We start from the raw sequence: 13,686 nt of genomic DNA on the forward strand, positions 1-13,686 counted from the left end.
GTGTAGCATGAAAACCATACGCAAGCATGGAGAGCTTTTTACGCTGTTTCTGTTTTCCTTTCTGTTTTTCTTCATTTTCAAATACGGTCCGTTGTACGGCGTCATCATAGCATTCAAGGATTTTCGGGTCGTAGACGGGGTATTGGGAAGCGCGTGGGTGGGGCTTCAGCATTTTCAAGAGCTGTTTCAAAACAGCGACTTCTACCGGCTGCTCAAAAACACGCTGCTCCTCAATTTGTACCTGCTGCTCTTCGCTTTCCCGGCTCCGATCGTATTGGCGCTGCTGCTTAACGAGGTTCGATCCCGGTATTTCCAACGATTCATTCAGACGACGATGTATTTGCCCCACTTCGTTTCTTGGGTCATTATGTCGGGTCTGATCATCTATTTTCTATCGCCGACGACCGGCGTCGTAGGCGATATCGTAGGATGGTTCGGCGGAGAGCCGGTCTTTTACATGGGAAAGAAGGAGTACTTCCGGTCTATCGTCGTCGTCTCCGCCATCCTGAAGGATCTCGGCTGGGGCTCGATCATCTATTTCGCGGCATTGTCGGGAATCAACCCGGAGCTGCAGGAATCGGCCATCATTGACGGCGCGAACCGCTGGCAGCGGATCATTAAGATTAATATACCGTCGATCATGCCAACCGTGGCGATCATGTTCATCTTGAGCTTGGGCGGCTTCTTAAGCGCGAACTTCGAACAAATCATCAATATGCTTAACCCGGTTACTTATGAAACCGGCGATGTTATCGACACTTACGTATATCGGGTCGGTCTGCAGCAGTTCCAGTACAGCTACACGGCGGCGATTGGCTTGTTCAAGTCGCTGGTCGGTCTTCTGCTCATACTAGGCGCCAATCTGACCGTAAGGAAACTGAGCCGAGGGGAGAACGGGTTATGGTAGAAGCAGGAGGAAAGTCAGTCATGAAGGCAAAAAAATGGCAGGATCGCATAGCGCCTGCTATGATCTACGTCGTATTAACGATGCTTGCGCTTGTCGTCGTATATCCGTTCATCCATGTGATCGCGGTTTCTTTCAGCGGCCGCGGAGAGGCGCTTCGGAGCGGATTCCATTTCTTCCCCCGAGACTTCGAGTGGACGGCTTACCGGGAGCTGCTGGACTATCCGTTCATCTGGTCGGGCTACGCGAATACGCTGTTCCGCATGGGCGTGGGCACCTTACTGACACTGCTCGTCACCGTCTGCGCGGCGTATCCGCTGTCGCGGCCCGATTTTCCGATGAAGCGAGCTTTGGTGCTGCTCCTGCTGTTCACCATGATCTTCGACGGGGGCATCGTACCGAATTACTTGTTAATCAAAGAGCTTCATCTGTTGAATTCGCTGTGGGTCTATGTATTGCCAACGGCGGCTAACGCCTTCCAAGTGCTGGTGATGCTTTCGTTCTTCCGTTCGATTCCGGACGCCTTGATCGAAGCGGCCCGCATCGACGGGGCAAGGGATATGAAGATTTTGTTCCGCATCGTGCTGCCGCTATCGATCCCGTCGCTGGTGACGATCGGACTTTGGTCGCTCGTTCATCATATCAACGCCTTCATGGACAATCTGCTGTACGTGACCGACCAATCGAAGTACGTGCTGCAGCAAGTCATACGGCAAATTCTTATCGAGAACAAGCTGGACCCGTTCACGACGGCAACGAACCTGGTGCCGCCTGCGCCGGAGAGTCTGAAGATGGCATCCGTCATCGTGTGCTCCCTGCCCGTGCTCGTGATATACCCGTTCTTGCTGAAATACTTCGAGAAAGGGACGATGATCGGATCGGTGAAAGGTTAAGATGCGGGAACCGAAAGGTTCCCTCTTCGGATATTCCATCTCTAAGGAGGCATGAATGAAGGATGAAAAGAAAATGGAAATGGATGAGCGTTATATGGATTATGGTCTTGATGCTGGGCAGTTTCCCCGCTGCGGGCGTGCAAGCCGAAGAGTCCCCAAGTTCCGGAGCCGTATTTTACGTATCCCAAAATGGAAGCGATTCCAATTCCGGGTCGGAGGCCTCTCCTTTCCTTACGCTGGAGAAAGCCAGAGATGCGATCCGCGGACTGAAGCAAAGCCCGGCGGGGCTGCCCGACGGCGGCGTAACGGTTTTTCTAAGGGGCGGTGTATATAACCGGATCGAGAGCTTTCTGCTGGAAGAGCAGGACTCGGGGACGGCGGACAAACCGATTACCTACCGCGCTTATCCCGGCGAGTCCGTTTCGCTGAACGGCGGTCAATTGTTGGACAAAAGCTGGTTCGTCCCGGTAACGGACGCCTCGGTTCTTAAGCGAATCATCAGCACCGATGCCAGGTCGAAGGTCGTGCAGGTTGACCTGACGGCGCACGGCATTATCGACTTCGGCGTTATGAGCCGTCACGGCTATTACAAAGCCAACGACGTCAGCCAAACCCCGCCGATGGAGCTGTACGTCGAGGGTCAAGGCATGACACTCGCAAGATGGCCCAACAACGGAACGGTCCAGATGGGCAACATCCTCGATCCGGGTCCTACCCGCAAGGATCCTGATCTTCAGACACGGGGAGGGACCTTCACGTACACGTATGATCGGCCGGAGCTGTGGACCGAAGCGGACGATATATGGCTGGACGGGATTTTCGGCTACAGCTGGGAATGGTCGTACAACCGGATCGCGTCCATCGACACGGCGAATAAATCCATTACGTTGGCTTACGGCGAGATGAGCGGCCTGTTCAAAAACTGGTATCCCGACTTCCATTTTGCCCAGAACTTATTGGAAGAGATCGACATGCCGGGGGAGTATTATATCGACCGAAGCCAAGGCATTCTGTATTTCTTGCCGACGGCCGCCTTTCAATCGGAAGCCCCCGAAATTACCGTAAGCATGCTGAAGACTCCCATGATCAATGCCGTGAATACGTCTTACGTGACCTTCGAGGATCTGATCCTGGAGAACGGCCGCGATTCGGCGGCGGTCATCATGGGCGGCAGCCATGTCCGGCTGGTGCATTGCGAGATCCGCAACTTCACCGAAGGCGGCGTACGGATCAATACGCAGAGCCGATGGCTGTATGACGATTTTGCCAAAGCATCAGGCGTGAACCATGCGATCATCAGCACCCATATCCACCATGTCGGCGGTACGGGGGTCATTCTGAACGGCGGCGACAGGCTGACGCTGGAGCCGGGCAATAACGTGGTGGAGAACAGCCATATTCATGATTTTGCATACTATCATAAAGCGTATAACCCTGCCGTCATCCTGACCGGGGCGGGAAACCGCATCTCCCACAATGAAATCCACGACGCGCCTCACCCGGGTATCCTCATCTTTGGCAACGACCATCTCGTGGAATACAACAATATTTATGACGTGTGCAAAACGTTCTCGGACCTTGGCGCCATCTATATGAATTTGGGCGCAGCACCGCAGGAACGGGGAACGGTCATCCGACGCAATTATTTCCATCACATCGGGGAGGGCAAAGCCGGCGTACAGGGTGTGTATCCGGATAACTTCACGATGGGCATTTCCATAGAAGAAAATATATTTTACCGGATGGGCAATTCCGCCATTCTGAACAACGGCGGCGCTCATATCCGCACGCGCAACAACCTCTTTATCGACGCCAAAGTTCCATATGATTATGCGGATCTGTACTTGGGGGACGGACCGGAACAGCAAATTTCCAAAAACTATATGGGTCCGTGGCACGCGCTGTTCGATCGATTCAACGATTTCATCGGAACGCCTCACTTGACGAAATATCCAGAGCTGGCGAATTTCTTCACGGAAAACCGCTATTATCCGGACACGAATACGTTCCAGAGCAACGTCATCTACAATCCGACGAAGCCGAGAAGCAGCACGACGAACGCGAACGGAGCCTACGATAATTTCAACCTCGTGCAATACGCGAACAACTGGATCACGAATCAGGATCCGGGCTTCGTCGACTTGGCGGGCGGCGACTTGAATCTGAAGGCTGATGCGGCGGTGTTCCAGCAAATACCGGGCTTTCAAGATGTCCCGTTCAGCGACATGGGGATTGTAGGCAAGGCCGGGCCTTATCTGGCTCCGGACGTCATTCCCGTCACGGATATCGAGCTGTATGACGATACGATTACGATCGGCATCGGGAAAAGCTATTCCCTGTATTCGGAGGTGCTTCCTTGGAACGCTACCAACGATACGCTGCTGTATACCTCCAGCGACCCAATGGTCGTGAAGGTCGATGCGGACGGCAAGCTGAAGGGGGTTAGTCTAGGGGAAGCTACCGTAACGGCGGTTTCCGCCGACAATCCGCTCCTCCGGGACGAGGTTCAGGTCACCGTCGAAGTCGGAGACGGCATTATGGACTTTACGAATTTCGAGAACGGCCGTAATAGCTGGCCGAGCGACCCGAACCGAAGCATCGTCGAAGGGGTAGGCGGCAACCACGCGTATAAGCTGCTTAAAGGCGCGACCGCGCTGAACGAGAACGACTTCAGCCATTACGAGCTGACCTTCAAGCTGAAGACGCCGCCGGTCATCCCGGAACTGGCTACGTTCTACGTGTTCGACAGGCTGAACCCGGCCGGCAGCGGGGGCCGAATCGGTTACCGGAAGTATGCGGACGGCACTTCCTCTTGGCTGCTCTACAACTCGGCTTGGGCAACCGTCAAGCAGAATACGCTTGCTTCTCAGGATCTGCTGCCGGATACCGAATACGATATGAAAATCATCGTCAAGGGAGCCGAGATCAGCGTCTATGCCGATGGTGCGCTTAAACTGAAAGCCGTCGATCCGACATTTAACTCTTCGGGCAAGGTCGGGTTCTATGCGGGCGGCTTCGACTATCTTCTGTTCGACGATATCAGATTCAGCGTACCGACGACGGATGTAGCCGGCTTGCTGCTGGATAAGAGCAGCGTCAATATGGTGGTGGACGAACAGCAGCAGCTGCAGGTTCAATTCGATCCGTCGGATGCCGCCGACCGTTCCGTCGTATGGCAATCCGCAGATCCGGACATCGCCTCTGTCGATGAGAACGGTACGGTTACGGCTTTAGCGAAAGGGGAGACGACGGTTACCGTTACGTCCGTCGCCAACCCGGCAGCTTCGGCCTCGGCCCGGATTACGGTATCGGACATCCTTCATTTCACGGATTTCGATTCGGGCGCGAACGGCTGGCCGGTCGATCCGAACCGAAGCATCGCGACAGTCGGCGGCAACAAGCTGTATAAGATCGTGAAGGGCGCTTCGGCGCTTCATCCGAAGTTGTTCACGAATTACGATTTGGCCTTCAAGCTGACTATGCCTGCTGAAACGCCGGCTCAGGGGACGTTCTACGTGTATGACCGCAACGCCTCCGGCACCTCTGGCAAGATCGGTTACCGCAAGCTGGCCGACGGCACCTCGCAGTGGATCCTGTACGATCCGACGTGGGCCGTGCTTCAAACGAACAACGTTGCCGCGGAGGACTTGCTGCCGAATACGGAATACAACGTTCGAGTCGTTGCCGATGGCGCGAGCATCCGCGTGTATGTGAACGGGGAGCTGAAGCTGAACGGTTCCGATCCCAAGCACCATGCGTCGGGAACGGTAGGATTCTATGTAGGCGGGTTCAACGAGATGCGGTTCGACGATATCACGTTTACGTTGATCGATCGGATTGCACCCGTAACGACAGCCGTTGTTACCCCGGAACTGCCCGAAGAGACGGATGGCTGGCATGCGGGACCCGTGACGATCGAGCTGCATGCGGCGGATGAAAGCTCCGGCGTGTCGGTCACGGAATACACCGCCGATGGCGGAGTGACGTGGCAGCCTTACGGGGAACCGCTGATTTTCAGCCAGGACGGCAATCATACTTTGAGCTATCGCTCGGTCGACAACGAAGGGAATAGGGAAGTCGCCAAAACGTTGAGCTTTAAGCTGGATGCCAGCGGTCCCGAGCTGACCGTCTTGGGATCAGAGGAGAGAGCTTATGCGGGAACGGAAACGATGACTCTGTCCTGGGATGCCGTCGATGCGTTGTCCGGAGTGGATTCCGGCAGTGCTGCCGCTTTGCTGGATGGTCAGCCTGTCGTGTATGGAGCGGCGATTTCGCTGTATACGCTGGCTTTAGGCTCGCACACGTTTACGGTATCCGTTAGCGACGAGGCGGGAAATACGGGGGAAAGCACGGTAACCTTCTCCACCTATACCGACGTAAACACATTGAAGGCGCTTGTCGGCCAGTTCAAGGAGATGTCGTGGATAGACAATCACGGTATCGCGAACAGTCTGATCCAGAAGTTGGATCATGGCCAATTGGAAGCGTTCATCCATCATGTCGAAGCCCAGAGCGGCAAGCATATCGAGGCAGAAGCGGCTGCTTATCTGTTGCGGGATGCTAATCATATCTTGGCCGGTATGGAGCCGGAAGAATAAAGTAAAGGAGGCGCCCTGATAGCCGATGGCTTGGGGCGCCTCCTTTATCTCGTTCAAGTGAGGTGATAATTTATATGATTTTTCACAGAAGACCAGTTAATCGAGATGTGAATTGTCAAAACTTATACGATTTATCGTACAAAAGTGATTAATTCATCGACGCAGCCGATGATTTTGTACGATTTTTCGATCAAGTACCATGATTGAACCTATCTGTAAGGTCGGTTTGTACGATTTATCGTACAACTATTGGTTAGACATCGTTAACCGACAGCCTCTGTTCTCTAAATCAAGGGTCTTGTTTACTCTACTGAAGGCTGTTAGGTTGGATGCTTTCCGCTCAAAACCAAATGCAGCTCCGGGAACACCCACGCGTAGGATTGAAAATAGCCGCTGTTCCTATTCCGATTGCCGATGATCGGACGATAGGGAGAGACGAATCGATCGTATTCGGAATCCTCGTACACCGCGGACATCGCCTCGAACAAATCGAGCGGCCATGTATCGGAGGCGAGCGGTGCGGGAACGCTCTGCTCCTTGTCGTACGGCCATTCCTCGGCGCGGCCGTCCGCGTAATAGAGCAGGGTGTCGAGCGCTTTCTTGATGGTTTTGCCGCTTGGCGACGTCCAGCGAAACAAATCTTCGCCGGTATAGTCCAGAATCTGCTTACACGCAGCCGTGAGGGGAGCGAGGGCGAAATAATGGTACCAGATGGCCTTCGTTCCTCTTGTTGTTTCTTCCGGGATAAATCCCGAAAGCGCAATCGAAGCATCGATGTGCTCCTTGAAATGGTCGACTTGCTCGGCGAAGCGATCTTTGTCGCCGAGGAAGCGGAACAGAGAGAGCTGGGCATATAAGCTCCAGCTCCACCAATTGTTCCGGAGCGGGATGCGATCCCACTCCGGCAAGCAAACCTCGGTCATCCAACGGACGAAGAGGTCGCGTTGCTCCTTGCGCCAGCCCTCATATTCGCTGATAAGCAGCGCCGCTTGTATAAGTCCTGTTCCCAAATAGGCGGACACAAGCGGGCCGTCATCGCCCGCCAGTTGCTGATTGACAGCCGCCCAGCCGCAGATTAGCTCTATCGCTTTGTCGGCGTAGGCATTGACGCCCGTCAGCCTGTACGCCATCGCTGTCATAAAGGCTCCCTGAGCGTCCGCTTCCATAAGCCGCTTGGCAGCCTGATGTCCAGCCGCATCGAAATAAAAGCCGGGAATGGTCCATACGGGAACGGCATGGCAGCGAGCCGACAGACTTTCGTCGGCAAGCCGGAGCAGCGCGTCCGAAGCAGTCGAGTTATTCATAAGCGCGTGTGTTCCTTTCCCTAAACATGATTATGGAGTTCCGACACCCTTATTTGGGTTCCACTTCATCAATCGTCAGGCGGTACTGTAGATTTCTCATATAGGTACCGTCCGTATTTCGAAATACGAGGCCGAAGCGAATATCTTCTTCTGAACCCGACACGATGGCGATAAGGCGGTTAATGCCGGCTTGCAGCTCCAATCGATTCTCGGGATCGGAGACGAGGCTGCCGTTTATATAAATCTCGTAATGGCAGTTCGCATTCACTTGCAGTTTGCCGATACGCGTTTCGTCAGCAGGATGGTTTTCCGATTCCAGCACATGCACGAAGCAGCTCAGAAACCATTTCTCGCCTCCCGGATTATAGATGCGGAAGACTCCGTCATCGCGGCCGCGCTCCTTCTTCTGCATCCAGCCGTATAATCCTTCTCCCAAATTGTTAAGCGAAAATTCGGGATCGGTATAATAAGCTTTCATTGCTTCGAAATCCATATACGGCCGGCAGGGGAGCGCCATCACCTTCTCAACGGCCCACGCCGCATCCCCTTTCGAACGCGTTAGAAGCTCGTCTTCGAACGCCGCGCCAAGATTGGCGAGCAGCCTCGTATACAGGCGGATGGACTTATCGCTCTCCGGCTCCAGAAGGAGCTGGGATAACAGAATGCGACCTGCGCCCGATTCCGTCAGCAGCACATAATGTCCCGAAGGCTGCGCCTTGTCGCGATTCAGCTCCACGAGAGCCAATCTGCTATATTCATCCGTATGCTGTCCCGCAAAATAATCCTTCCACGCCGTTCCTTCCACGCTCACGCAAAGCGCGGTCGTACCGGCTGCCGCCAAGCTGTGCGAAGCGAGCGGACGGTTCACGACTTCCCGGGGGGACAGAAATACTTTGTCGAAGCCGAACAAGTCGACCGGGCTTAATCCTAGCGATTCCGGCAAGTTGTAATCGGCCTCCAAGTGATACGTTTCCTGCTTGCGAAGCGTGACAGGACGCTCCAGCAGAGCAGTCAAAGCGGTTTCCTGACCGGCCTCCGCAGGAAGGATCATAACGTTGCCGCCCTTTGCGGCATATTCCCGTAATGCGCTAGCCGATTCCGGCTTCTCGAGCAAATGAGGCTCGGCCAGAAGGAGGCTGTATACCTCAAGATAAGCAAGCGTCGGATCCGGCAGCACGTCGAATGTCAGGTTAAGCTTGCGAAGGAAATCATCCGCTTGTCCGCCCGGTTCTACGATAGCTCCCGTACGTACCTCGTTCGTGGCAGCGTTCCCCGCATACTCAAGCAGATTGCGCAGCAGGAGGCAGGCTTGAGGCACTTCATGGAAGCCCGCCGTAAGCTCCAGCTGATTGGCGATGAAAAGCCCCATGCCGCTCCGGTATTCGATAAGAGGCGACCACAGATCGCCGCCGTCGCCGAAATCGCCCGCGCTGCATTCCAGAATCATCGTGAAGTTGCCTTGGACGGGCTTCTCGAACGCAGCATGAACAATCGGAAGAGGGCCATCCTCGCGGAGCGCTTCGTGCCAGAACATCAGGTCATCGTTGTCCAGCCCCTGAAGGACGGGATGAACATAGCTGCCGGAGTGGGCTCTTATAAAGTCTTGCCTGGACATCGCCAGATTGCCGAGGGACAGATGGAGCTGCTCCAGCAATATAACCCGACCGCCTCCGTAGACAAAACGATTGAGCGCCTGCTCAAGCTGGCCGTCTGCATCCTCAAGCTTGCTTCCCGCAATCAGCAGATGATCCGGCGAAAGCTCCACGATGCTCGAAGGTTCAAGACGCTTGCTCTCCGGAAGAAGCTTGCTGATTATGCCGTAATCCTGTTCGCCTCCCAAGTATATGACCGGTCTCCCTACCTGTACCGGATCGGACTTAAGACGTGAAGGATAGAGCTTGTAGCTTATATCAAGCTCATGAACGGGTACGTCATCGTGCTTCATCACGGCGTGTAGCTGCATTACCGATACCGCGCCAACAGGCTCCGGCTTCCATAAGACGGTTGCGATCGAGCGATCAGTTGGCGCTTGCGCGAATTCGAGCAGTTCCTCATGAATGAGCTTGCCGCCTTGCCGTACTTCGAAAGCAATGCGCGTCCGGCGCGGTTGAAGCGTATCATTGTATACGTCGAAGCTTCTGACAATCGGCTTGTCGTCGAAGAAGGAGCGGTTATACTCAATAGCAATCATAGTGGCGGGCTTGAAGGAAGCAGCCAGCATGTCAAACGACGGGTTTTTCACATATAACGGATAGGATTTCGGAAGCATGCCATTGTTCAGCGATAAGGAATACCGCGGGATGACAGTCGGCTTCGGTCCCGGAGTATCCAGGCTGCCTACAGGAAGCGGAATATCCATCTCGGGCATGGCGCGCATGAAGTAATGGGCAAAGTTGAAGGTGGATATCCCGGATATGCCTTGCCGTCTCGCATATTCGATGAACAGCCGTTCTTTCTCGGCCAGTCCTTTTACGCATTCATCGGTGTTCCTATACGCTGCATGTCCTACGTACATACTGCTGTTCTGAGGACATACATACCACCAGCCGCCATGCTCTCCGAATACGAGAGGCGACTTCCGCTCCCATTGCGCGATCGTGCCGTCAATGTTGTAGTGCAAGCTCTCGACCTCGGTAAGCTCCTTGGGAAGGAGTCGGTTGTCGCCTTCAAGAATGATAGGCCGTGTACCATCGAGCTCGCGAATGATGTCCATCATGGATGGGATTTGCTGCTTGAAGCCGTCGCGTCCGTCTACCCAGCGCATCTCGTTCTGCAGGCTCCACAGGATAACGGAGGGATGATTCCGATCCCGTTCCACCAATCTTCGGATATGGTCCTTGCAGTTGGCGATAAAATCGGGATGATCGGCCTGCATCGACTTGCTGGAGCCGTATATAGCGGTTTCGTCGACGATCAGCATCCCTTCTTCGTCGGCAATATCCAGATAGTAGGAAGGGTGGGGCTCGGCGTGGAGCCTAACGCTATTGACTCCGGCTTCTCTGCACATGCGATACCAATTACGCACATAAGCCTCCGTTTGCTGCAGGGCACCTTGAAAATGCCATGAATCGCCGCGCAGATTGATGGGCGTACCATTAAGAATGAAACGGGGGCCTTCCGTCCACATTTCGCGGAAGCCGAACCGCTCCGACACTGCATCTACGACCCTATCGCCGTCCAGAAGCTCGAGCTCCAGCCGACAGAGGAACGGTTGATCCGGATTCCATAGCTTGGGGTTCGTCCAGTCGAGCCGGAAGGTGACCAGGCCGTGCTGGGCGAGATCGATGCCATTCGGGATGCTAGTTTCGGCGCAGAGAACGGGAGCAGAAGTTGGCTTAGCGGCTTCCCTGACATTGAGCCGTACTTTGAGCGGCGGTTCGTGTGATAACGCAAGCTGACCACAAACCGAAACTCTAGCATCCACTTCCAACCGCTTCTCCCGGACTGACGTGCGAATGGCGATATCCGACAACGTAACGGCAGGTCTGCTCTCCACGTATACATCTTGCCAAATTCCTCTAGCCATGGCGCCGAACCAAGAACCGACGAGGCCGGTAAGCTTGGTTTGTCCGGAAGGCAGCGTCACTTTGTCGAAATTCCCGCAGACGACATGCAGCTGGTGCGTGGTTCCCGCCTGCACGTTTTCCGTCACATCCGCCAGAAGCGGCAGATAGCCGTCTTCCCCTATCGCGATCAATTTGCGGTCCAAGTAAACGGCTGCTTTTTGCATAATGCCGTCAAACCGCAAGAAGATACGTTTTGTGCCGCCCGTCATCGTATCCGGCAGCTGGAACTCCCGATGAAGAACGCCTGCATCGGCCCGCGTCCATTCCTTCGGATAACCGTGCAAATCATAAGGGGCATACCGGTGCTCGGGTATTTCCCCGAAGCTTTTTCCCGAAGCCCGAACGTAGGAAGCCCTCCAGCTGGAGGGCACCTGTATTTTTCGATCGTCATAATCAAGCTCCGTTGGGAGGCCAAAGCCCGAGCTGTTCTCATACAAGGGCATGAAATCCCATTCGCCGTTCAAGCATATCGATGTTCTCATCACTGTACGCTCCTCTTCCTTCGCAGTCCGTCACTCCGTCGTCGTTAAGCTTGAATCACCAAGGGAATTTCCAGCCAAATGTGAGAGCCATCCGTCTCTTCGTCCCACATGATGAAATGCGGCTCCATCGCCGCTGCCCAGTCCGAGGGCGTGCCCGAGGTGGAGAGCTTGCCTTCGTAAGGAGGAGGTTCGATGGTGGCCGGAAATTCGGAATAAAAAAAAATCAGATTCTCATGAAGGGCGATCATTCCATATTTGTCCCCGTCGCCGGGGCGTTCCTCTTGGTATTGGTAATGGTAGAAAATATAACTGGCTACCTGCTCCGGCTTCAGCCGGGCGATGCGGGCAAAAGGCTTGGACGCAGTCTCGTTCCGACGCCATAGCTCCTCGCTCACAGGCTGCTGATAGTGAAAGATGTCCATCATCGGCACCCATTTTCTGGCGATGTCCGTTCCCGGCCAGTCCACCAGCTCCGCTTCGCAATCGAGGAAGAGACGAAGGGGATCGACATGTTCCGCCGTGCTTTCGAAATATAGAAACAGGTGGGAACCCCAGCGGAACAAACTAAGCTGTCGAACGCTTAGGTCTTCCATTCGGCTCTTAAGCTCGGGCAGTGTATTGCGGAAATACGATTCAGGATCGATGGCATTACGGCATTGCGCCCGGTAGTGATAACGCTGCATAAGTCGCCTCCGATTATTATTCGCCACTCTGTCCTCGTTGCCGCTCATACCAATAGCCGGGTACTCCGCGCTCCAGCCTCATTAAAGCTTCCAGGTAAAAATAGTCGCCCCAGATGACATAATCATCCGGAGAAATATCAAGCCGGACGGCGTAAGAGCCTCGATTCAGAAGTCCTTGGGCATCTTGTTCTCCCTTCGTGGAATAGCTCTCGGCAAGCGCCGCGACCATTCGTTCGGCCGCGCTTGTCAGCCAATCCCGATCGGCGTCTCCCTCCGGTAGCAACTCGGCTATTTCGAGCATGCCGGCTGCGGCGATGGCGGCAGCGGAGCTGTCCCGCTTGGTGTCAGGCACCTGAGGTACGTCAAAATCCCAATACACGACGCCGTCCTCGGGAAGCCGATCGATAAAATAACGAGCCAATCGCTTGGCCGTATCCAGCAAATCCGGTTGCCGCATATAGCGATAGGCAAGCGCAAAACCGTAGATGCCCCAGGCTTGCCCCCTTGTCCAAGTCGATCCGTCCTGGCTGCCCTGATGAGTGCCGCCGCGGATCGAATCTCCGGTCGACAGATTGAAGTAGAACGTATGGTAGGTGGAGTCATCGCCGCGAACGAGGAAGCGACGGCTTATAGCCGTTTGCTTGGCGGCGGCTTGCCGGTAGCGCTCGTCGCCGGTTTGCTCGTAGGCCCAATGCAGCAGGGGCAAATTCATCAGGCAGTCCACGATGATTCGGCCGCCGTTTTGCGGATCGTCCTTAGGTCCCCATGCTTGCAGAATGCCCGGCACCACGCGCCATCTCTCCAGCAGTACATCGGCAGCTCGCAAGGTAATCGCGCGGGATTGTTCGTCCTTTTCCACAATCCAATGGGCTTTGGTAGAGAGGGAATATAGAAATCCGATGTCATGATGATCCAGATTGACCCGATTCTCGAGACGTTCGCGGAAGCTGGCTACCGTGTTCATAGCGGCATTTCTATAACGGGAATCGTTAGTGTATTCATAAGACAGCCAGAGAAGTCCGCTCCAGAAGCCTTCGGTCCAATCATTGTTCGGAGTCAATCGGTAAATTCGGTCTCCTTGGGAGCTCGTAAGGGGAAACTGGTCTTCGAACCGTTCGATATTTTGGGAAACGACAGTAAGCGCGTCTTCGATCGCTTGTGCCCACATGGCGGCAACCTCCATTTCTATTGTGAAAAGCTGCCTTCATTATATAACCGGACGAATGATTCTAGGTTGTGCTAAAATATAGCTGAAT

The 13,686-nt window shown here is 54.5% G+C and carries 7 protein-coding genes; 3 read left to right on the top strand and 4 right to left on the bottom strand.

Annotated features, from left to right (window positions below; translation table 11 throughout):
* Positions 1-7: 7 nt before the first annotated feature.
* The 3 genes from AC0YN0_RS04050 (at position 8) to AC0YN0_RS04060 (ending at position 6,395) form a co-directional block, all read left to right on the top strand.
* Entirely contained in the window at positions 8-907 is a 900-nt protein-coding gene (locus AC0YN0_RS04050; protein ID WP_475820114.1) for an ABC transporter permease, read from the top strand.
* A 20-nt stretch (positions 908-927) separates the two neighbouring features.
* Positions 928-1,797: a carbohydrate ABC transporter permease gene (locus AC0YN0_RS04055; RefSeq protein WP_475820115.1), complete on the top strand. Its 870-nt coding sequence runs from the start codon at positions 928-930 to the stop codon at positions 1,795-1,797.
* Positions 1,798-1,859: 62 nt separating this feature from the next.
* Complete coding sequence (locus AC0YN0_RS04060; RefSeq protein WP_475820116.1) at positions 1,860-6,395, top strand: Ig-like domain-containing protein; 4,536 nt, start codon at positions 1,860-1,862, stop codon at positions 6,393-6,395.
* 320 nt (positions 6,396-6,715) lie between these two features.
* Here the strand turns inward: AC0YN0_RS04060 and AC0YN0_RS04065 are convergent, their stop codons facing one another.
* Genes AC0YN0_RS04065 through AC0YN0_RS04080 form a run of 4 tightly spaced genes read right to left on the bottom strand, consistent with a single transcriptional unit; the run spans position 6,716 to position 13,598 of the window.
* On the bottom strand, positions 6,716-7,699 hold the full coding sequence (locus AC0YN0_RS04065) for an alginate lyase family protein (RefSeq protein ID WP_475820117.1): 984 nt from the start codon (positions 7,697-7,699) through the stop codon (positions 6,716-6,718).
* 49 nt (positions 7,700-7,748) lie between these two features.
* Entirely contained in the window at positions 7,749-11,747 is a 3,999-nt protein-coding gene (locus AC0YN0_RS04070; RefSeq protein ID WP_475820118.1) for a glycoside hydrolase family 2 protein, read from the bottom strand.
* A 44-nt stretch (positions 11,748-11,791) separates the two neighbouring features.
* Positions 11,792-12,430, bottom strand: a complete 639-nt coding sequence (locus tag AC0YN0_RS04075; protein ID WP_475820119.1) for a hypothetical protein — start codon at positions 12,428-12,430, stop codon at positions 11,792-11,794.
* Between the two features lie 16 nt (positions 12,431-12,446).
* Positions 12,447-13,598: a glycoside hydrolase family 88 protein gene (locus AC0YN0_RS04080; protein ID WP_475820120.1), complete on the bottom strand. Its 1,152-nt coding sequence runs from the start codon at positions 13,596-13,598 to the stop codon at positions 12,447-12,449.
* Between the last annotated feature and the right edge of the window lie 88 nt (positions 13,599-13,686).

Source organism: Paenibacillus sp. J22P218 (assembly GCF_056269195.1).

What these genes read in the sequence shown, in the direction of transcription:
- AC0YN0_RS04050 (WP_475820114.1), top strand. Translation starts at nt 8, where the DNA reads ATGAAAACCATACGCAAGCATGGAGAGCTTTTTACGCTGTTTCTGTTT.
- AC0YN0_RS04055 (WP_475820115.1), top strand. Translation starts at nt 928, where the DNA reads ATGAAGGCAAAAAAATGGCAGGATCGCATAGCGCCTGCTATGATCTAC.
- AC0YN0_RS04060 (WP_475820116.1), top strand. Translation starts at nt 1,860, where the DNA reads ATGAAAAGAAAATGGAAATGGATGAGCGTTATATGGATTATGGTCTTG.
- AC0YN0_RS04065 (WP_475820117.1), bottom strand. Translation starts at nt 7,699, where the DNA reads ATGAATAACTCGACTGCTTCGGACGCGCTGCTCCGGCTTGCCGACGAA.
- AC0YN0_RS04070 (WP_475820118.1), bottom strand. Translation starts at nt 11,747, where the DNA reads ATGAGAACATCGATATGCTTGAACGGCGAATGGGATTTCATGCCCTTG.
- AC0YN0_RS04075 (WP_475820119.1), bottom strand. Translation starts at nt 12,430, where the DNA reads ATGCAGCGTTATCACTACCGGGCGCAATGCCGTAATGCCATCGATCCT.
- AC0YN0_RS04080 (WP_475820120.1), bottom strand. Translation starts at nt 13,598, where the DNA reads ATGTGGGCACAAGCGATCGAAGACGCGCTTACTGTCGTTTCCCAAAAT.